This is a genomic window from Leptolyngbya iicbica LK (assembly GCF_004212215.1).
GTDB classification, from domain to species: domain Bacteria; phylum Cyanobacteriota; class Cyanobacteriia; order Phormidesmidales; family Phormidesmidaceae; genus Halomicronema; species Halomicronema iicbica.
The window spans coordinates 1,182,763-1,204,159 of the sequence record NZ_QVFV01000001.1 but is presented as its reverse complement, the minus strand read 5'-3'; the positions used below and the strand labels follow the sequence as shown (position 1 = coordinate 1,204,159).

The following is a 21,397-nucleotide window of genomic DNA, read 5'->3' as shown; positions in this document are numbered from 1 at the left end:
GATGGGATTACCCAAGCAACAAAAGTTTAGTGAGTAATTAGGTACAAGGTCTGATGGAAGTGATTAGCATTCAAGGTCGCCCAGTTGGTCGCAGTCATCCACCCTTTGTCGTTGCCGAGATGTCTGGCAATCACAATCAATCCCTCGACCGCGCCTTAGAGATTGTTGAGGCTGCCGCCAAGGCTGGAGCCCATGCTCTGAAACTGCAAACCTACACTGCCGACACCATGACCCTGGATTTGGCTGCAGGGGAATTTTTTATTGACGATCCTAAGAGCCTTTGGCATGGTCACTCTCTCTACGAACTCTACGAAAAAGCTCATACCCCTTGGGAGTGGCATCAACCAATTTTTGAACGTTGCCGCGAATTCGGCATCATCGGCTTTAGTACGCCCTTTGACACGACAGCAGTCGATTTTTTAGAAACTCTAGACGTGCCCTGTTACAAAATTGCGTCGTTCGAAAATACAGACCTGCCTTTGATTCGCAAGGTCGCCAGCACAGGTAAGCCCATGATCATTTCGACGGGCATGGCCACCATCGCCGAACTCGACGAAACTGTTCGTACCGCTCGGGAAGCAGGTTGCCATGACCTGATTCTCTTGAAATGCACCAGTACCTATCCCGCCACCCCAGAGAACACCAATTTGCAAACGATTCCTCACTTGCGCGATCTCTTCAACGTTCAAGTGGGTCTGTCAGACCACACGATGGGTATTGGGGCCGCCGTTGCCAGTGTTGCGTTTGGAGCGACCTTTATCGAAAAGCATTTCACCCTCAGACGAGCCGATGGTGGTGTCGATTCTACATTTTCCATGGAGCCCGAAGAAATCACTCAACTCGTGACCGAATCTGAACGCGCTTGGCAAGCGATCGGGCGCATTCAATATGGCACAGCGGACGCTGAACAGGGATCTAAAGTTTTTCGTCGGAGCCTATACATCGCCCAAGATATGCAAGCTGGCGATGTTTTCACCCCCGACAACTTACGCGCTATTCGCCCCGGCTACGGACTACCGCCCAAATACTATGAGCGATTCTTAGGTCGTCGAATCAACACCGCTGCCCCTAAAGGCACGCCATTGCGGCAAGATATGATTGGCTAAATGCAGGGCAACGGCGAGTGGGCACACATCAAACTTATGCAATCAATATTGACGGCGTGAAATGGCAAGGACCAGCAACGTGGTTAGACTACCGATATACTCCGGTCAAGCATGAGGTCTATCAAGCCATATACGAAGATCTAATTACTCGCTATATCGCTCTTTTTTGCGCTCAATCATCCGACGAAATTATCTACAAGGTTGGAGTTGCGGGCATCGGCATCAACACGATTCTGGCCTATGCCATTTTTCGCTCGCAGTGCTGTGCCCAACTTAAGGCAGATCAATATACCCATGTCGCTGGTCAGCAAGCCGAACCACTGGCAAAATTTGACTGGCTGTCTTTTCCCAAGCAAGCGCTGCAAAGATATGCCTTTCAACCCAGCAATTTGCGCACGTATAACTTTCGACGTCGGCTCAAAAACCTGTATTCACTGGGGCAAGGCCTCCCCTCGGGCAAAATCAGTTCTTATTTAGCTATTGGGTCACTGAGTCACCCAGCTCAGCTGTTTTGTCAGCAAACCCAACGACGCCTGACTTACCTCAATCCCTATGCCCACACCCGACGCTCTCAAGAGTCACGGCTGCATAACCCGTCACTCTCTGCCTTGATTGAGCAGTATCACAGTGACATCATAAAAACTTATCAATTGGTCGATAGCGATATTCCCTGGGCTTCGTTTATCCAGCAAAGTAGTCACTTTGCCATTAACCAAACTCATGACTTCATCGTTCGCAACCTGACGCCACTCAAGCAGAAAATTGCGCAAACTAATCACACTTTGGTTGCGGCGGGATTAGGCTATCCGCTGCATCGAGCGTTTGTATCGGCTTGGCAACTTGCAGGTGGTGAAGCGATCGGCTTCTCCCACGGTAACAGCTATGCCACCGCAGCGTTTAACCGGGGGTATGTTGATGCCGATGGTTTATCTTTGGTCGATCGGTATTACTCCGGTGCACCAGGAGAAGACCAACTCTTGCAAGAGCTAGCAAAAACTTGCTCCCGAGGGTTACAGATGGCTGAGGTTGCTCCGCTACAAAGCAGCCCATACCGAGAAATATTTGACTGCTTGCCCAAGCATCAGACCAGGAGCTCTGTCAAAAGTGTCATGCTGCTGGGCTTCCCCATGAATCAGGTCCTTTACCCCTCGATGCCCAATTACCATGCTTTATCAATCCTCCGACTAGAAATCGGTATTCTAAAGTGCCTCAAAGCCAACGGATTTACCACGCTCTATAAAGCTCATCCCAATCGCTTAACTGAGATTGCTGGTGTGATGGATTCGTATGTGGATGAAATCATCACTCAACCGTTCGAAGACTCCCATCAAATGGCTGATTGCGTTGTGTTCACCCACCCTTACACCAGCACTTTTGGCTATGCCATGCTGACGCAGACTCCCCTTGTCCTGATGAACCACACCTCCGTATCTTGGTATCCGCTAGCATTCGACGCGGTTGCTAAGCGCTGTTGTATGGTTCAATTAGAAACCGACGATGACGACGAGTTTACTTTTAGTGACCATGAACTGATGGGAGCGATCGCCGCATCGCCTCACTCCGTCAATCATGAAGTGGTTTATCAATATGCGTTCTAAGTTTAGTAATAAGTAGCCGCACAACTAATCTATCCAGTCGAGAATGAATAACGATTTCAAAACACTATGAGCAGCGTTGGATTTGCCATATTCACTCAAAAAGGTTTCGAAGAACTGCATAGAAACTTTCCTGAGTATCGAGAATGGATCGACACGAAAGCTCAAGTTCGTGGGCCAAAATTTTTGTTTGATTTACAAGAAGTTCAACCAGCAGAAATTAGTGATGGTCTATATGACACCATTTTTAGGCAAGCCTATTTTCATGCTCACTATATGCAGCAGGGCAACTTTCTGAGCGTTTGGCATCAGCTCAAGAAAGTTTTAGAGTTGCCGAAAAGTCGAGTCTCAGAGATTCTTGAGGTCGGCAAAGGGATTGGTTTATTAGAAGCGCTCCTTGAGTGCTACGACTACACCGTTACCACATTAGATGTCGAAGCTCGCTATCAACCCGATGTGATTGGTGATATTCTTTCCTTGCCTTGGCCAGATAAAACTTTTGATTGCGTCTGTTGCTTCGAGGTTTTAGAACATTTACCCAGTTTCAAAACGCTCAGCGCCTTGAAAGAGCTCACCCGTGTGTCACGGCGTTACGTATATATCAGTTTGCCTTGCCAACGTTCCAGCCTTCATTTCAATTTTTCACTGCGGTTTCGAGAGCGAGGATTGCGGCGTTTTCCGATCAATTTCAACTTCTTCTCATCTTTTCCTTCCTTTCCATTGCAAGATCAGAACGAAGCTGAATTACTCAAACGTACCGATAAACATGGGCCACATTATTGGGAAGTTGGCAGAAAATCATACCCGAAACAAAAAATAAAACGCCTAGTTAGCCAAGCCGGTCTCGATGTGATTGAAGATTTTCATAATCCTCATCATCCTTACCATTGGTTCTTACTTTGCGAACACACTTCCTCCTCTAATTAAGTCGATACGGTTTCATGGCTGTTGCTTCTATTCTGGTTGATTCGAACGCTCATATGCAATATCGGCAAACTGCTTATGATGGCACAACCGTGTTAAGCATTGGTGATTCGGTTGACAGCCTACTGCCGCAGCTAAGCGCTTGCCTACATCATCATGATTTTGTCCGTCTCAACACACACCTCAACTCTTTAATTGGACATTTCGCCGTCATTGTTGAAACATCAACTCTAATTATTGCCTTTGTTGATGTCATTAGAAGTTATCCGATTTTCTATGCCACAGACGAACACCACAATCTGGCGATTTCCAATTCTGCGCATTTGCTCAAACAAAAGTATCAAATTTCTCAAGTCGACCAGACCGCCCTTTTAGAATTTATGATGGCGGGCTACGTTACTAATCGGGAGACTATTTATCACAATCTGTATCAACTTCGGGCAGGAGAATATTTACTTTGGGACAAGATGAAATGTCAACTGACTGTTCAGAGATATTTTCGCTACCATCCCTCATCTCACACTCAACACACCGCTAGTGAATATGTTGAAGAACTCGCAAACGCGACCGATCGCACTTTTGAACGGTTACTCAATGCTGTGGGTGATGCCCCTATTTGGTTGCCTCTTAGTGGTGGACTGGATTCCAGGTTGATTTTGGCTAAATTGCATAGTCTTGGATGCTCCAACCTGCATACATTCTCCTATGGCCCACGCGGAAACTATGAAGCCAAAGCTGCCCAAGCCGTGGCTAAAACGTTGAATGTGCCTTGGCAATTTATTCAGCCTAACGCTTCTAAAGCGCGACAGATCTTTGACTCATCACAACGTCGAGCTTATTGGGAATACGCTGATAGCTTAAGTGCTGTCCCAGTGATGAATGATTACCAAGCACTGCATTCACTCCGAGAAAGCGGCCAACTCTCAGAAAATGCGGTGGTTATCAATGGTCAAAGTGGCGACTTTACTTCCGGCGGGCACATTCCCCTAAAAATGCTGATAGGGCCTTGCTCCGCTCAGCAACTAACTGATTTTGTTATCTATAAACATTACTCTCTCTGGCACCACCTCAAAACGCCAGAAAATGTAGAGTTTGCGAAATCAAGAATCTTGAGTGTACTTGGCCTTGAAGAGCATCAAGAAATGACTATGCCAGAGATTGCTGCTTTCTATGAAGAATGGGAGTGGCAGGAAAGACAATCCAAGTTGGTAGTCAATGGTCAAAGGATCTATGAGTTTTTGGGGCTCGGTTGGCAGCTACCTCTCTGGGATACTGAATTAGTGCGGTTTTGGTCACAAGTTCCCCTGAATCTTCGACTAGAGCAGTCACTTTATATTCAATATTTGGAGCATTTCAACTACCACAATTTGTTCCAAAACTATCGGTCTGAATCACGAAGATGGCCGGGAGCAATGGCCGGCACAATTATTCTCAATCAATTAGAGCGAGCTCTATTGGGTGATCAACAGCGAGTGTATAAATATGCCAGCTATTGGGGTCACTATAGCGACCAGTATGCTTTGTATGGATTGCGTTACTTTCTCAAAAATATCAAAACAGCAGTCATACCCCCCCAAGGAAGAGGCTTAGTGGCTTTAGGCACTAAGCTGTGGTGTGAAGAAAACGATATTCAAATCCCCTCTTAACTCAAATGTTCATCGCCTCAAGCTCATTGACCAGACGCCAAAGAATATCTCAGAAAGCCCTGCAACTCTTCACAATATCCTGCATCAAACTTGGGCTGCTGAAAACTAAGAGCTTTTCAATTGGTGGTCAGTTCATTGAGTTTCATGACTTACAAAAGTCCAATATTTTACAACAGATAGCCATAGGTGGGATAGAATCTTACGAGCCAGAAGTCGCGCAACTTGTCAAAAACTATAGTCATTTCACTTGTCCTAAGTACTTTTTTGACGTTGGTGCAAATATTGGTTTTTACTCGGTGTTGGCAGAAGCCTATTTTCCACAAGAAGCACACGTTTTTGCCGTCGAGCCTTTTCCGGCAAATGCTCATTATCTTAGACAACTAAAAGAGCATAATCAGCTAAATTTCACTATCATTGAAAAAGCTTTGGATGAGTATCCTGACCTTCAAAAAAAGTTTTATTTTCCAACTGCCATTAATAGCTCACAACTATCGGCTAGCGCCTCCATTATTAATTCGTTTCGTGGCACTGACGGAATTTTCAAAGATCTGCCTTATCAAACCATTGACATCATGACTGAAACTTTAGATCGAGTAATTGCCTCAAAGTGCGAGGCTGATGGCAGTATTCTGATTAAACTAGACTGTGAAGGCAATGAGTTACCGATACTCAAATCAGCTACTTTAACCCTCAAGCGCCATGATGTTGACTTCATCATTGAGCTTATGATTAATGATCGTGACAAGTACGAGATCTTTGACTTGATGAAAAGCTTCGGCTATGAAGGTTTTTTGATCACTAATGCTGGCTTGGTTCGAGAAGATCGACCATTAACTTTTCCATTTCCTGGTAGACGCGATCGCACAATTTGGAAAAATCATTTTTTCACAAAAAAAACTTTCGCAGATGTCGAAAAGTTCTCAAGAAAAAATTATGGCTATTGGATCTAATAAATCATCAAAAGATGATACATCTTCCCTGAATGTCCTTGTGGTTAGCAGCAAATATCCTCCAGAGTATTCAGGCTCTGGCCTCAGAGCACATAACACTTACAAGCGTTTAAGAAGCAAGTTCAATATAAACTTTGAAGTTTTAAGCAGCTCTATCTCAGAGAACACATGCTGCAAGTATGAATGGCAAGGCATTAAAGTTACACGTATTGCTAATAAGAGAACTCCTGTCTCACTGCTTGGTCTTACAGAACAAGGAAAAATACATAAAAAAGTTATAGCGGCCTGGAAAAGAATCATTATTCTAACAAATTACTGCCTTGAAGCAATTCCAACCTTGCGATATTTATATGCTCATCACAACTCAATAGACGTTATTCATGTATTTGGTAATGTCAATGTAACTAGCGTAGCTATAACATATGCAAAGCTTACAAAAAAACCCTTGTTAATTGAGTTGGTTAACTTTCATGAGCACCCTCGCTATCTAGAGCCTTTTGGAATCAGCCTTTGCTTGGGTCGTGGATTTCCGTCTCACGCAATAATTGTTGCTATTTCAAGACAACTGGAACAAGCGGCTTTAAATAGTGGATATTCGCCGCGTCAGATCTGGTGTCGACCTAATCCAATCGATGAGAGTAAGTTTAATTTTTCAGCTTGCCAGAGCGAAAAAGAATTCTTCGGATTTGGTAGTAAGTGTAGCGATCCTAAGCACATTTTGCACTTAGCCAAATTCATGCCGAGAAAGAATCAACTATTTATGGTTGATGTGTTAGCAAAACTTCCCCATAATTTTCGACTAATACTTGCTGGTCCATTAGTTAGTAGTGGTCCACTTTCGGAGCGAGATATGGCCTATTTTCAGAGTATTCAAGAAAGTATCAACTCGCTAGGGCTTAGAGACAGAGTTCTGTTACAGCCAGAGTTTATTGATAAACCCGAAAATTTTATTCGTAATGCCGATGTCTTTGTCTTACCATCAGTGCAAGAGGGGCTCGGTACTCCAGTATTAGAAGCATTGGCCTGTGGAATACCAGTTGTCACTAATCGTATTCCTGGAGTCTTTGATCAGTGGATTAACGATGGTGAAAACGGTTATATGTGCACACTAGAGCCTGATATCTGGGCGGAAAAAATATACTTAGCTACCCAAATACCCCAAGATGCAATGAAATTAGCTTCGAAAAGAGTTCTGCAATACGCTTCAACACAGGCCATCGATCAAGAGTACTTCTCAATATTATGTAAATCCATAAAACTAACACGAGATGATTAGAATACACTACTAATGAGTTATTTGTAGCCATGAAAAAGCTATGTATTGTCGTCGAGTCATTTCGAGGAGGTGGAGCACAGAAAATCGCATTGAATTTAGCTAACTATTATTCAAAACTTGATTTCAAAACTATTCTTTTAGTTTGTACCGATGAAGGACCATACCGTAAAGATGTAGTCCGAGAAATTGAGGTTATTAATCTTAATACCTATAGGATTCGACATTCATTATTCAAAATTAGACGCGCACTTAAAGATATTAAGCCAGATGTGATTTTGTCAGTCTCGCGAGATGCAAATATTTTGGTGGGTCTAACCTATATGTTTCACTCGTCAGCACGACTCATTTTTCGAGAAGCCAATACAATGCATGCGGTGTTGAAAATGCCACAGCTAAAGAGGCTATGCTACTTAACCCTGATGAAAATAGCCTATTTAAAGGCAGATGTTGTAATTAGCAATTCTCAAGATACTAAGTCAGATCTGGAAAAATATAAGGTTGTTTCCTCTAGTAGTAAAATCCGAGTCATACACAACCCAGTACTGCCTAGTAACGTTGAAGAGTTGATTTCTGTAAAGTGTCACCATCCTTGGTTAGTATCCTCAGCCCTGAAAGTTGTTCTTTCTGTGGGACGTCTATATCCTCAAAAGAATCATGCTCTACTAATCAACGCTTTTTCAAGAGTAATATCACACGTCAAGAATGCTAGATTAGTTATTTTGGGAGAAGGCGATGAAAAAGAGAATATTCATAAACAAATTCACGCTTTTGGACTTCAAGATCATGTCGATGTTTTAGACTTTCAAGCAAACCCATTTCCTTTTTATCGAGAGGCCGATCTTTTTGTCCTCACCTCTCTTTGGGAAGGGTTTGGCAACGTCTTAGTGGAAGCACTAGCCTGCGGTACCCCAGTAGTTAGCACAGATTGCCCTGGTGGGCCAAGAGAGATCCTAGAGTACGGCGAATATGGCACGTTGGTACCAGTAAATGATGTTGACGCCCTGGCCTCGGCAATAATATCTGCCTTAATGATGACAGATGATTTCCAGCAAAAGTCTTTAAGAAGCCAAAGAGCTCAACTTTTTTCTGTAGAGTTAATTGCCCAACAATACCTGATGCATATTTCTGAAGATAGCTTCTACAGCAAATAATGAAAATAGTACTAGTAATCACTGGGTTAGAAATCGGAGGAGCTGAGATGATGCTCCTCAAAATCTTAGAAAATCTCTCTCAAGAATTTTCTCCAGAGGTTGTGTCGTTGACCACTTTTGGCAAAGTAGGTCACTCTATTCAAGCGTTAGGTATACCAGTTACAGCACTTGATATGAAGCTTGGAATATCGACGCTAATCACCCTGGTTAAATTAGTTCGTTTGCTTAGGGCTAAGCGCCCTCATATCGTCCATACATGGATGTATCACGCCGACTTAGTTGGTGGTCTCGCCGCCCGGCTTGCTAAGGTTCCTATTGTAATTTGGAATATACGGCATAGTAACTTTGCATCTCAGAAAACTAAATTAACTACTAAACTAGTTATTCAAATTTGCACAAAACTGTCTTATTTTATTCCCGACTGCATTCAATGCTGTTCAATTAATGCCCGCGACATCCATATTGAACTTGGCTATGATGCTGATAAATTCATCGTAATTCCTAACGGGTTCGATCTTCAGCGCTTCTATCCAAATCCTCAAGCTAGGAAACGTATACGGCAAGAGCTAAATCTTTCTTCCTCAAACATGTTAGTTGGGATGATCGGTCGCTTTCATCCGCAAAAGAATCATTTAGCTTTTTTTAGGGCTATGAGTCATGTATACTGCAAGCTTCCAAAAATTCACCTCTTACTAGCTGGGAAGAATATAAATTCTGGCAATCTCTGCCTCATGGCATACATCCATGAAACTGGGGTTAAAGCTATCGTTCACTTACTCGATGAACGAGATGATACACCTGACTTGATGGCATCTTTAGATTTGCTTGTATTATCCTCATCAGAGGGTGAAGCATTTCCTAATGTTGTTGGAGAAGCAATGGCCTGTGCAGTACCTTGTGTGGTAACTGACGTGGGTGATTCTGCGTATATTGTGGCCAATACCGGCAAAATAGTAGATGCTAATGATGAAATGCAACTAATGCAAGCAATTCTTAGCGTATTAAATTTGAGCGAAAGCGAAAGGATGACATTAGGAAGAATGGCTAGGCAAAGAATAGAAACACTATTTGATATCAGGCAAATCACTCAGCAATATCAGGATTTATATCTTCAGCAATGCTCTAAATTGAATCTTGATGATCAAGAATGGCCATTATCATCTGAAAATTGATTGAGAATACTCTTTGATGTGGTTCGATTAGGGATCGCTGATTTGTATCAGCTGATTTGCAGGTAAGTATACGAAAATCCATTGACGGATATCGACAATCATCGCTCTACTGTTCTCTCCCCTAGAGACTCTGTATATCTACATCAACTTAAAGAATCTGACTCTTTCTGGTGGCCTGAGATGTCTACATGTCTTAAAATTTTGTTCAAATATAAAACAGTGTGTTTAAAGAATGAATACTCTTCCAAATATTTTGAGACAGTCATTGAAGCGCAAAAACTTATTGGTCATGACCAAAAAAGTCATGAAGCGTTTTTTCGATAAGAAAAATGCACACTCTTCAAGGGAGAACCTGGCCTGGTTAGAAGAACACTGTATGGACTTTGAAGATTTAGCCAAAAGCCTGGATGCTGACTTATGGGAAGAAACTCTAGAAGTCGTCGAGAAAATTGACGTTCATGCCAATACGGTCCTAAATTCTATTGAACACAGCTTGGGAGGAGGAGGAGCATATCCATTTCTTTATTTTATTACGCGCTATCTTCAGCCTCTAACTGTGGTTGAGACAGGTGTTGCAACCGGCTTTTCATCATATGCCTTTTTGGCTGCACTTGAAGAAAACAAAAAGGGAACTCTTTATAGTAGTGACTTTCCTTATTTTAGAATTCCTAACCCCGAAAAATATATTGGCATCGTTATCGAAGAGAAGCTTAGAGGGAACTGGAATCTTTATCTCGATGGAGATGAGGTGAATCTTCCTCAAATATTAGATAAGGTTGGAACAATCGACATTTTTCACTACGACTCTGATAAAAGTTATTCTGGTAGAGATTTTGCAGTGAGCTTAGTCACTCCAAATCTTAGTCCTAATGGGCTGATTTTGATGGATGATATTCAGGACAACTCATACTTTTATGATTACGTTGAGACAAGACAGATTCATGAATGGAATGTCTTTAATTTCAATGGTAAATATGTTGGTCTCATAGGAAAATTAAAGTCTAAGAGGCTTGAAGCCTTTGATCTCGAGTTATGAATCTGCGCTAGCTTAACTTGAATCTGAAATTTGTCATTGGCTTTATTACAGGTCCTGCTATTGCAAACAGTGCGGGAGCAAATTTAGCTCGGTGCCTTAATGCTGTGCCGTAGTTGCTGGTGCCAATAGCAAATACCACAATCATAGAAAAAATGATTATTAGAACATTTCTCTTCTTGCTATCACCGAATATGATTTTGAGTTTAAATGTAATTAAGATGCAGGCAAGCCAATAGAATAAAGCATCTAAAATACCTAGCAAGTCGATTGGTGATCTGATCATCCAAGGGAATGGTAGGAATAGAAAGTATATTGTTCTCAAACTGCACAGCCATAAGAAGTCTCCTAGATTGTTCAGCTCAAATTCAATTAAATATGCAGCATCTCCGCTAGCTCGGTCTTGCCATAAATGCTCAATAGCCTCTGTAAAGCTTCGCTGAGATAAAATTCGAATTTGGGGTAAAGAGATAAGGAAGTCTATGACGTATGGGCTGATGAAAATGGCCATAAGGACTAGGGTTGCTAGTAACAAGTAATATATTTGCTTGTTGCGAATCTTTTTTCTTGACCATTTAAATAAAGCCTTACTTTCATGGATGCTGAATATAAGTATAGCGATGAGAACACTTAAGAGCATTCCACCGTGAAACACAGTACTACCAGAAAAGCCTGTTAAAGCAATTAAAATACACCGAAAATCTCGACTGTCAAACCATTTGGCTGTGCCAATCAATCCAACCATAAACGGTAAGATAATCCAAACCTCACGTGCCGTAATCGAGGAGTATAAAATTGATGCTGGAAACAACGCAGTCAACCAAGTGACTACATATGCGGCTTTTTTATTCCACAAGATATTGGTCAATTGATAAGCCGAATATACGATCAAAATGCCGAGGCTGACATTGAGCATTTGAGCCATCAGCGGGCTTCTTCCTAATAGGGAGTAAGGAAGTGACAGTACAAAACTATAAACGTATGATTGATAAATGTCGAAGTGTTGGAACGTCCCCCAAAAGCCATCTTGAGCCCACTGCCAAGCCGTTTGCTCAAAGCCGATGTAATCTGGAGTGTTGGACTCTGGTATCGCTATTATGTAGCGGTCTGTTAATACAGTTAGCAGCCGTATAAAAAATGCTGACCACAAGGGAATTTTGATCAGACTTGTATGCCTGGCGAGTTTTGCCGTCATATATGCACACATAGCAGTGCTGAGCCAACCCCAAAAGTCCGCCATCGTTTCTGTTTAATAGTTATTCAATCAATTATCATCTCATATTTTAGAAGAATCATGTAAATTATCCAGGCTTAGAATGTGTGATGATTGGGTGAGATTGCACGTCAATCTGTTTTTCATATATTGAATGTCGATGTATAAAAGGAGTGTCTGGATGTCTTGGAGAATTAAGATTCTTGTTAAAATAATTCTTAAACGATTGCCAATTAGATACTCTTTGTGGAAAAAAATAGGTATATTTAAGCATGGTCGCATGGAATCTGTGGAGTATTCCTACATAATCTTTAAGAAGCATCTGGAGAATGTTAATCCCTCTCTAGGCTTTGTCTCTTTGGAGCTTGGCCCTGGTGACTCAGTACTGTCAGCAGTTATGAGTAAAGCTTTCGGAGGCAGCTGTTCTTATTTGGTGGATTCGGGATATTTTGCAAATTTTGAATCTGATATTTACAAGAATGCTGAGAGTTTCTTGCGGGATGCTGGTTTGCCATTGGGGGATGAGTATCTGAGGGGGTTGACAGATGAGGATATTCTGCCTGAAAAGCTCTTGACTGCATACAATTGTCATTATTTGACTCAAGGTTTAGATTCTCTTAAATCTATCCCCAGTAATTCGGTAGACTTTATTTGGTCACAAGCCGTTTTGGAGCATGTGCGAAAGCGTGACTTTTTATCGACTCAGAAAGAGCTGAGACGGATTATTCGAGATGATGGAAAATGTTCGCACACAGTTGATTTGAAAGATCATTTAGGCGGCTCTCTTAATAATCTTAGATTTTCGGAGCGGGTATGGGAGTCTGAATTTATGGCTTCCTCTGGCTTTTATACAAATCGTATTCGATATTCTGAAATGCTTTCTTTATTTGATGAGGCTGGCTTTCTTGCCGAAGTAGTAGATGTTCGTTGCTGGTCAGAGTTGCCAATTGAAGTGAATAGACTCTCGCAAGAATTTGAGCATTTGTCTGAGGAAGAGCTTTGTATCAAAGGCTTCACAGTGATTTTGACTCCTAAGCTTTGAAAATATTTTCATTTCCTTTAAGTCATTTTCGAATCTCTAGTCTGAATATTTGTACTTTTTCGATTGCTTGATCGCGATATCAAAAATAAGTATGTAGGAATTGCTGGATCACTTTTGAGGGTGAGCTTTCTTATTGCAGGATCTGATCTTGCTTATCTTTGACAGCAATGCCTTGGTAGAAGTAGCCGCCGACTTTGGGGAGGTTTGTCGCGTAGAAAGTGTTAATTGTGAGCTTGGGAAAGTGGGCTTCGACGAGCTCGCCGATCGCTCGATCCAGGTGACAGCCGTCGGCGAGGCGCTTTTGTAGGGGGGTGAGGCGATGTTGCCAGGTTTGGAGGTGGGGGTCGGGGCTGAGGCCATGCTCGATAAAGACGAACTTGCCGCCGGGTTTCAGCACGCGATGGATTTCGGCCAGGGCTTGATCGACGCCAGCGATGCTGCATAGAGTCCAGGTGCTGACGACGGCGTCAAAGCGATCGCTCTGAAAGTCCAACTGTTCGCCTCGGAGGGTTCGACTGGTGACGGGGAGGGTGGTTTGGGCTAGGCGAGGAGCGGCGATCGCACCCATGCCTGGATTGGGTTCAATCACCGTTAGCGAGGTGACGGTTTCGGGATAGTAGGCCAGATTGAGCCCGGTGCCAAAGCCGATTTCGAGTACGTCGCCGGTCACTTCAGCGAGCAACTGTTGGCGATATTGGGCAAAGGGGGCACCCGACATGCTCCAGTCCAACAGTCGCGGCAAAATCCAGCGTCCATAAATCCCCATTGAGCGTTCCCTCATTGTCGACAAACCACAACCGTCAATTATTCTCCCGTTTGCTGACCCATTATTTGATAGTTTTGTAGTTTCTCAACGGCAGACAGGTGGACACATGGCAGGGTTACACGGGCGCGATTTTCTCCGCATTACCGACATTTCCGAGGCCGAAATGCTGGAGTTGCTGACGCTAGCGGGCCAGCTGAAGGCGGGGCAGGAGAAAATTGACTGCTTTGGCAAAATCTTGGGCCTATTTTTCCGCAAGTCTTCGACCCGTACTCGTGTGAGCTTTTCATCCGCGATGTGGCGACTGGGGGGGCAGGTGATTGATCTGAACCTGAACGTGATGCAGGTGAGCCGGGGTGAGCCCATCAAAGATACCGCCCGCATTCTTAGCGGTTACTTAGATGTCTTGGCGATTCGCACCTTTGAGCAAACTGAGGTGCAGGAATTTGCCGACTATGCCGACATTCCCGTGATTAATGCCCTGACGGATTTGGAGCATCCCTGTCAAATTTTGGCCGATTTGAAAACGGTGCAAGAGGCGTTTGCTGGGCAGTTGGCAGGGCTGACGATGACCTATTTGGGGGATGGCAACAATGTGGCCCATTCCCTCATTTTGGGCTGTGCGCTGGTGGGGATGAATGTGTGTGTCGCGACCCCGGCAGACTATCAGCCGGATGCGGGGATCGTGGCGCAGGCCAAAGAACTGGCGGGCGATCGCGCGACCATCACCCTCACCACCGACCCGAAGGCCGCCGTCGAAGGCGCTAATGTGCTCTACACCGACGTGTGGGCCAGCATGGGGCAAGAAGACTTGGCCGAGAGCCGGATTCCCATCTTTCAGCCGTATCAGATCAATGATGAGCTGTTGGCGATCGCCGCTAAGGATGCGATCGTGCTGCACTGCTTGCCTGCCCACCGAGGCGAAGAGATTACCGACTCGGTGATTGAGGGGCCGCAATCGCGGGTGTGGCAAGAAGCGGAAAACCGGATGCACGCGCAACAGGCATTGCTTGCGAAACTACTGGGTTAAAGCACATCTCAGTTGACAATTGAGGTGATGGAAGTCGGCAACCTCACCTAACCTCTCCTTAAGCAAGGAGAGGGACCGGAAGCTTACTAAACCTCTTCTTGCCAAAGAGGTATCTGTTTAGCGTTCCGCAACATCCCCTCCACTGGAGGGGTGCCCGCAGGGCGGGGTGGGTTTACCCCCTTGAGTACAGGGCCGACCCACCCCTTTGCCCCTCCCAGGAGGGGATTCAGTTCTGAATGAGCGTGTTGACGCTAAACAGATACCCAAGGAGAGGTGCCGCAGGCGGTGAGGTCCAAAGGTCAAAACTCCACATTTGGAACTGAATGAGCTTCAAAATTCGATGCCGGGTTGGGCTTTGACGCCTTGTTCGCGGAAGGGATGTTTGACCAAAGACATTTCGGTGACGAGGTCGGCGGCCTCGATAAGATCTTTCGGGGCACCGCGTCCGGTGAGGATGATGTGGGTGTCGGGGGCTTTTTCGGCGAGTCCGGCGAGTACTTGGTCGACGGTGAGAAAGCCGTGCTTCAGGGCAATGTTTACTTCGTCGAGCAAGATGGTGCGGTAGGCCGGATTGCGAATGTAGGTAAGGGCGGTATCCCAGGCGGCGTGGGCTTTGGCGATGTCGCGATCGCGGTCCTGAGTTTCCCAGGTGAAGCCTTCGCCCAAAGCGTGAAAGTCAAGCTGCTCGGGCCATTTCTCAAACACGGCTTTTTCGGCCGGTTCCCACGCGCCCTTGATGAATTGGATGATGGCGACTTGGTAGCCGTGGCCGAGCGATCGCAGCACCATGCCTAGAGCAGCGGTGGTCTTGCCTTTGCCATTGCCCGTGTGGACGATGATCAGCCCCTTTTCCACGGTGCGAGCCGCGAGCCGTTCTTGTTGGACCGCTTTGCGTCGCTCCATTTTGCGCTTGTATTGCTCAGCCGTGAGCCCAGAGCGGGTGGACTCTTCGGTGAGAGTGTCGGCAGTGGCGTCAATATCGGGGGTCGGGCTCGCGTCAGCAGGAGTCGAGGTCATGGCACACAACAGTGGGAATCTTCTCATCCTATCGCGCTGAGTTACGGGGACTGGGGCAGTGCAGCGATCGCGCTGGCCTCGCCAACCGTTGCAAAATCGGTAACTCCAGTTGCGATCGCCCTAACCAGCCCTAGAGTTTGAAATGACCACTAAGCTTCAGCCCCACTGGTAAGGAGTCAGCCATGATCTATATTTCCGCCGAACGGACGTCGATTCTGCTGGCCGTCTTGGGTCTAGCGCTGGTCAGTTGCCGCAGCCCGCAAGCGACGAATCCCGACGGCTCCCCGGTCACCTTTACCTGCCCGACTGGCGAAACCATTACCGCCGTCTTTGCCGCCGATTCCGCTGATGCCGTGACCGTGACGCTGCCCGAGCAAGCCGAAATCATCTTGCCCCGGGTGGAATCAGCCTCCGGTGCGAAGTATAGCGACGGCACTACGACCTTTTGGGAGAAGGGCGGCGAAGCGATGGTGGAAGTGAATGGCGAAATCACGCTGCAAAACTGCACTGCCGAATAGCGAAATGTTCTCTTGATGGTGCTGAGGCAATTTTCGGAATAAAAGCTGCGGTGCATTGCGCTGCGCTTATGACACCCGACGAGGGGGAAATTCTGTTTCAGCGATCTCCTTAGGTGGCGCGATCGAGGGAGGCGACGACTTGATGGTAAATTTCTTCGGCCTGTTCGGGAGAGTTACCGATGCTGGTGAGGCCGAGTTTGCCGTATTCCGACAGGCAGCCCATGAGGTGAAAGGCCGCGCCGACGCCTTCCACACTGTTGAAATGGAGGCGATCGCTGACAATGATGTCCATCAGGTCGCTGGGTAAGAGCCCCTGGTAATCGGCTTTTTGCACGTTATCAGAGGCGCGATAAAACTTGGGCTGGCCGCGCCGGGTATAAAACAGTCCGTCACTGGGCGAATAGTAGCCATCGGTCAGCAGTTTAAGCGCCATGAGGGGATGGGTGGTGCCGCCTTTGCGTAGGTTGATTTCAATGGCGTTCAGTTCCCACTGGGGATCGCGATCGGGATGGTACACCGCGACAAAATCGACGCCATATCGTTCCAGCGCACCCTTTTGGGCCAGGTTTTTGCCGATCGCTTCGCCCATTTCCTGAATGCGGAGGCGATAGCCCTCGTCGGCGGGAAACGAGCAGCCCAAAAAGATTTGTCCATCGGGGCCGCCGAGCACCTGATCGTGGGTCGAGAGCATTTCCACCTCACCCAGGGGATTGATGTGCCCCTGGGCGCTAGGCGATCGCTTCACCTCCCCCTCGATGAAGGCTTCGGCGATCGCCCCTAGCTGATGAATCTTCTGTTCAAACTGCGGCCAGGTTTCTGTGGGGCATTGGAACCGTAGCGCTTGGAAAGCCTGTTGGAGCTGCTGCGATCGCTCTCGGTGGGTGGCCTGAGACGGGGCCACTGATGCGAGCGGGGCCAGATCGAGCAAAGCGTTCCCCTCGCCCGAAAAGCCCTCGTTGAGTTTGATCACGATGCGCTGTAACTGGGGCTGCCGTTCCCACAACTCTGCCGCGACCTCCGCCAGTGCCGCTGGATCATTCACCAATTCGCTGCCGTCGGGATGGGGCACCCCACATTCCGCAAAAATTTGCCGACTGCCCCCTTTAGTCCCCCAGTACAGCAGGTCGGGATCAAGCCCCAGCAAGGGAATTTCCAATTTCAGTGCCAGTTCCCGTTCGAGGGGCGTGGCATTAAAACACACCATATACGCATGTTCGGGATCCAGACGACGACGAATTTTTTCGAGCAGGCGGGGCCGTTCCAGCAGCTTTTGGGTGAGGGGCTTGTGCGATGCATCGTAAGTCGCAAACAGGTCAAGGCGATCTCGGGCGTGGGAGCTGGGAATGCCCGGTAGCAGCTCCAGATAATAGTCCACAATGCTGGGATGTAGCGGCTGCGAGGTGACGTAAATCAGCCGCGTGTAAGGATTCCGGAGCCGTGCCAGCGAAAATAACAGCCGCTCTTCGTAATAGTGGACCCCAGCGATTTTTTGCAGCTCTGACTGATCCAAACTTAAGGAGGGGACGATGAGCACCTGGCAGTCGCGCACATCAAACTCGTCGGGCGATCGCCACAACGTTTTCAGTCGAGTTTGCAGCTGCTGGAATTGCATAATCTAGTTGCCAAGGGCCGTGAACAAATGTTTCCATAGATTCACACGTTCTCTCCAACGTCCGCCTGCTAGTTGAAAAATCGTTAGAAACGGGGCCGTGAACTCAGGTGGCTTGGCTCCCATGGGCCTAAACCGTCAGTTATCGCCCGCGGGCAACTGGGGCAAGATCGCTTCTTCCTCTAGAACGACGGGGGCGTTAGCTCGCCTGGCGATCGCCGCATTCCACCGCTCATCGAGCACGGCTAAGCCTGCTGCCAGCACTTCCGCCAGAGTACTGTTTAAGCGATACAGCGCCACGACGCCTAACACAATTGCCGCCGGAAACTGCGGTGTCAGCGCCGCCAACACGGTGGCCTCAAACACGCCGAGGCCACCCGGCGCACCGGGGATCACCAACCCCAGCAGCCAGCCGAAGCTAAATGCCCCCATCAGCCCCCAGACATCCGCCATATCGAGGGAATACAGCGCCATAAAGCAAAAAATGAACCCGACGCCCCGCAAGAGCACAAACGCGACTTCCCCCAATAAAGGCCGCCAGGGATATTGCTGCAGCTGAGGAATTTGGGGAGGGGCGGTGAGCGGTTCGACCTCGAACTGGTCGGCTTGGTTGAGTTTGGCCTGGGCGAGCCGCTGCAAAATGGGATTCAAAATGCGCGGATGCAGTGCCACCAACATCGCGACCAAAATCACCAGTTGAATCAACGTTGAAGGCAGGCTGACCAGCACGATCGCGAGGGCGGCAGCAGCCATGAGCAACGGTTCCAGCACCACGCCGGTAATCGCCACCCCGGTCGATGTGCCCGAGTCGCGCAAAAACTGAATGCGCCCGACAAAATGCCAGATGTTGCCGGGCAGATATTTGCCGAGGTTGGTTTTCAGGTAGGTGATGACCGTCCAGGTGGGCGGTACGGGCGCACTGAGCGATCGCATGATGCCGTACCATACCCAGCCCGACCAAATGTGCGCTGCCAGAGTGATGCCCAGGGCGAGCAGGAGTTCGGCGATCGCATAGGGCGTTAAGCGCAGGGTCAATACCTGCTGCCAGTTCAACCGCAGGGTATGCAAGATGAAACCCAGAGTCAGCGCCAAAATGAACCAGCGCAGGTAGGGTTTCACCCGTTGGTAGGTGGCTTTGACGGCAGGAGGCAGTTTCATAAGCGCAGCGACTGAAGACTCAGTAGCAAATCATCAGACACAGGATAAGTCGAAACTGGCGGAACGCGATCGCGGCTACCGTAAAAGTCGGCCCGAGGACAGCCGCGATCGCGGCGATAACCTAACGGCCCGAGAAATGGCCCTGGTTGACTGACAAAACTCTCAAAACCTTCATTCTGCTGTAGGTTGGGTTAGCGCCAGCGTAACCCAACGAAACCGCTTCTGGTGTTGGGTTTCACTTCGTTCTACCCAACCTACAAGAGCAACTTTTGTCAGTTATTCAGGAAATGGCCTGAGACGACGCAACTTCCTCCTGGGCGGGGGCTGCTGCAGATGCCGTCATCATTGGATAGGGCGGCAAGTGACAAAACGGCGGATTCACAAAGTTCACTGAGGTGATGTCTTCACCCAGAGTCTCTAACGCCAGCGTCAACGCTCGATAGCACGTGGGCAAAAAGTGGTTGCTCGGTAGGGCATTGTGGACTTTGAATCGCCGCAAGCGATCGGCCACTTGCCCCTGAGCCCCCACGATATAAATTTCTCGCTGTCGTTGCTGCCGCGCTGCTTTCACTTCCTTTTCAACCGTCAGGGAAGCCGTCACCCCAATCAGCGGGACCTGACTCAAATCGAGGATGATCGCTTCATGACTGCGGCCCATATGAAACGCGATCGTCCGCGCCGCCCCATAGCTCATCGGCCCACTGATTTGAATCAGCAACACGCGCCCTCGCGCCTGCTGCAGCAGGTGTGCCTCTTCTGGTGTGAGCGAGACCTCGGGATCATCGGCTGGGTGCTGCACTGCCCGCACTTTTTCAATTTGCAGACTGGTCAACCGCTGAATGGTCAGAATATTGGCGACAAACGCCCCCACTGCCACGGCGGTAATCAGATCCACAAACACCGTCAACAACAGCACGCCATAGGTGACGACCGTGGCGCGGGTGGAAACCTGACAGACCCGCCACAAAAAGTCCCAGTCGATGATGCGCATGCCGACTTTGATCAAGATGCCCGCCAGCACCGCATGGGGAATTTGCGACGTAATGCCCCCAGCCCAGAGCACGATGCTTAACAGCACCAGCGCATGAAACATGCCCGACAGGCGCGTTTGTCCCCCCGCATGGACGTTAATGACTGTGCGCATGGTGGCCCCCGCCCCTGGCAAGCCCCCAAACAAGCCGGACAGCAGGTTGCCGATGCCCTGGCCAATGAGTTCCTTTTCGGAGTTGTGGCGAGTGCGGGTAATGTTGTCGGCCACTAGCGAGGTCAAGAGGGAATCGATCGCTCCCAAAATCGCCAACATCAGGCCGTAACCCACAATCGATTTCAGCTGATTCACGTTGAGCCGGGGCCACTGAATCTGGGGCAGCCCTTGGGGAATTTCGCCGATGCGGGCAATCTCACTGCCGCCGAACACCAGGACCGACAAAGCGGTGCAAAAAATTAGCGCGACTAATGGCGAAGGGACAATCCGGGCGAGATGCTTGGGCCAGCCAAACACAATCATCAAGGTCAAAATGCCGAGTCCTGCTGCTGTGGGCTCCGGATGAGCCAGCACCGTTGGCAGTTGCTGCAGCGCTGGCACCACCCCACTAGAGGCGGGATGCCCCAACAGCGGGGCAATTTGTAAGGTGACGATAATGACCCCGATCCCCGACATAAAGCCGGAGATCACCGAGTAGGGCATGAGCGTGATGAATTGCCCTAATCGCAAAATGCCAAACAAGATTTGGAAGACTCCGCTCAGCATGACGGCGGTAAAGGCCATCGCCAAGCCGTGTTCGGGGTTCTGGGCAATGAGTTTAGTAAACACCGTGGCCATGACCACGGTCATGGGGCCAGTGGGGCCGGTGACTTGGGCCGGCGTGCCCCCAAAGAGGGCGGCAAAAAAGCCGGTCAAGATCGCCCCGTATAGGCCCGCGGTGGGGCCAGCCCCAGACGCCACCCCAAAGGCTAAGGCGAGGGGCAACGCGACAATGGCAGCGGTGAGTCCGCCAAACAAATCGCCCCGCAAGTTGTGAAGACGGAGGGGTTGGAATATTTGCATAGTGATGAAGAGTGGAAAGCCAACGGATCAACAGCAGCCAGAATTGCGATAACGCTGCGGCGATCCCCAACGGCGGACAGGGCAAAGGCACCTGTATCTACTGGCCCGTTTTAAGGCTCAGGTTCTTGCAATGTATGTGTAACCCAG

At 47.9% G+C, this 21,397-nt stretch carries 18 protein-coding genes; 12 read left to right on the top strand and 6 right to left on the bottom strand.

Annotation, left to right across the window (positions count from 1 at the left end; genetic code table 11):
* Window positions 1-53 precede the first annotated feature (53 nt).
* The 9 genes from pseI to DYY88_RS05055 all read left to right on the top strand — a co-directional run bounded on the left by pseI (window position 54) and on the right by DYY88_RS05055 (window position 10,856).
* On the top strand, window positions 54-1,106 hold the full coding sequence (gene pseI, locus DYY88_RS05095) for a pseudaminic acid synthase (RefSeq protein ID WP_039725848.1): 1,053 nt from the start codon (window positions 54-56) through the stop codon (window positions 1,104-1,106).
* A 17-nt stretch (window positions 1,107-1,123) separates the two neighbouring features.
* Complete coding sequence (locus tag DYY88_RS05090; protein WP_039725847.1) at window positions 1,124-2,704, top strand: hypothetical protein; 1,581 nt, start codon at window positions 1,124-1,126, stop codon at window positions 2,702-2,704.
* 66 nt (window positions 2,705-2,770) lie between these two features.
* A complete protein-coding gene (locus DYY88_RS05085; protein ID WP_052288268.1) occupies window positions 2,771-3,628 on the top strand; it encodes a class I SAM-dependent methyltransferase in 858 nt (285 codons plus the stop codon).
* A 14-nt stretch (window positions 3,629-3,642) separates the two neighbouring features.
* Window positions 3,643-5,271, top strand: coding sequence for an asparagine synthase-related protein (locus DYY88_RS05080; protein WP_084606985.1), 1,629 nt, complete (start codon window positions 3,643-3,645; stop codon window positions 5,269-5,271).
* Between the two features lie 5 nt (window positions 5,272-5,276).
* Window positions 5,277-6,221 carry an FkbM family methyltransferase gene (locus tag DYY88_RS05075; RefSeq protein WP_039725845.1) on the top strand — a complete coding sequence of 315 codons (945 nt, stop codon included), beginning with the start codon at window positions 5,277-5,279 and terminating at the stop codon, window positions 6,219-6,221.
* Complete coding sequence (locus tag DYY88_RS05070; protein WP_044151072.1) at window positions 6,205-7,497, top strand: glycosyltransferase; 1,293 nt, start codon at window positions 6,205-6,207, stop codon at window positions 7,495-7,497. Before DYY88_RS05075 ends, DYY88_RS05070 begins: the two co-directional genes overlap by 17 nt.
* Window positions 7,498-7,526: 29 nt before the next feature.
* Window positions 7,527-8,648, top strand: a complete 1,122-nt coding sequence (locus DYY88_RS05065) for a glycosyltransferase (protein WP_039725843.1) — start codon at window positions 7,527-7,529, stop codon at window positions 8,646-8,648.
* A complete protein-coding gene (locus DYY88_RS05060; protein ID WP_039725842.1) occupies window positions 8,648-9,820 on the top strand; it encodes a glycosyltransferase in 1,173 nt (390 codons plus the stop codon). The genes DYY88_RS05065 and DYY88_RS05060 overlap by 1 nt, the downstream gene beginning before the upstream one ends.
* A 232-nt stretch (window positions 9,821-10,052) precedes the next feature.
* Window positions 10,053-10,856, top strand: a complete 804-nt coding sequence (locus tag DYY88_RS05055) for an O-methyltransferase (protein ID WP_052288266.1) — start codon at window positions 10,053-10,055, stop codon at window positions 10,854-10,856.
* Between the two features lie 7 nt (window positions 10,857-10,863).
* Here DYY88_RS05055 and DYY88_RS05050 read toward each other — a convergent pair whose 3' ends face one another.
* Window positions 10,864-12,093, bottom strand: a complete 1,230-nt coding sequence (locus DYY88_RS05050) for a hypothetical protein (protein ID WP_039725841.1) — start codon at window positions 12,091-12,093, stop codon at window positions 10,864-10,866.
* A gap of 154 nt (window positions 12,094-12,247) precedes the next feature.
* On the opposite strand from DYY88_RS05050, the gene DYY88_RS05045 reads away from it, so the two are divergent.
* Complete coding sequence (locus DYY88_RS05045) at window positions 12,248-13,108, top strand: methyltransferase domain-containing protein (protein WP_207223285.1); 861 nt, start codon at window positions 12,248-12,250, stop codon at window positions 13,106-13,108.
* Window positions 13,109-13,238: 130 nt separating this feature from the next.
* Here the strand turns inward: DYY88_RS05045 and DYY88_RS05040 are convergent, their stop codons facing one another.
* Window positions 13,239-13,874: a class I SAM-dependent methyltransferase gene (locus DYY88_RS05040; RefSeq protein WP_039725839.1), complete on the bottom strand. Its 636-nt coding sequence runs from the start codon at window positions 13,872-13,874 to the stop codon at window positions 13,239-13,241.
* 106 nt (window positions 13,875-13,980) lie between these two features.
* Here DYY88_RS05040 and argF point away from each other — a divergent pair, with 106 nt between their 5' ends.
* Window positions 13,981-14,901: an ornithine carbamoyltransferase gene (argF, locus tag DYY88_RS05035; RefSeq protein ID WP_039725837.1), complete on the top strand. Its 921-nt coding sequence runs from the start codon at window positions 13,981-13,983 to the stop codon at window positions 14,899-14,901.
* 330 nt (window positions 14,902-15,231) lie between these two features.
* Here the strand turns inward: argF and cobO are convergent, their stop codons facing one another.
* The gene (cobO, locus tag DYY88_RS05030; protein WP_039725835.1) at window positions 15,232-15,918 is read right to left on the bottom strand and encodes a cob(I)yrinic acid a,c-diamide adenosyltransferase; all 687 of its coding nucleotides are present in this window, start codon (window positions 15,916-15,918) and stop codon (window positions 15,232-15,234) included.
* 182 nt (window positions 15,919-16,100) lie between these two features.
* Here cobO and DYY88_RS05025 point away from each other — a divergent pair, with 182 nt between their 5' ends.
* The gene (locus tag DYY88_RS05025; protein ID WP_039725833.1) at window positions 16,101-16,436 is read left to right on the top strand and encodes an MliC family protein; all 336 of its coding nucleotides are present in this window, start codon (window positions 16,101-16,103) and stop codon (window positions 16,434-16,436) included.
* Between the two features lie 109 nt (window positions 16,437-16,545).
* On the opposite strand, the gene DYY88_RS05020 is transcribed toward DYY88_RS05025, so the two are convergent.
* The 3 genes from DYY88_RS05020 to DYY88_RS05010 all read right to left on the bottom strand — a co-directional run bounded on the left by DYY88_RS05020 (window position 16,546) and on the right by DYY88_RS05010 (window position 21,250).
* Window positions 16,546-18,048 carry a peptide ligase PGM1-related protein gene (locus DYY88_RS05020; protein ID WP_044151071.1) on the bottom strand — a complete coding sequence of 501 codons (1,503 nt, stop codon included), beginning with the start codon at window positions 18,046-18,048 and terminating at the stop codon, window positions 16,546-16,548.
* 135 nt (window positions 18,049-18,183) lie between these two features.
* Window positions 18,184-19,203 (bottom strand): lysylphosphatidylglycerol synthase transmembrane domain-containing protein, encoded by a 1,020-nt coding sequence (locus DYY88_RS05015; protein WP_063776165.1) that lies wholly within the window; start codon window positions 19,201-19,203, stop codon window positions 18,184-18,186.
* Window positions 19,204-19,483: 280 nt separating this feature from the next.
* Window positions 19,484-21,250, bottom strand: coding sequence for a SulP family inorganic anion transporter (locus DYY88_RS05010; protein WP_201278952.1), 1,767 nt, complete (start codon window positions 21,248-21,250; stop codon window positions 19,484-19,486).
* Window positions 21,251-21,397 lie beyond the last annotated feature (147 nt).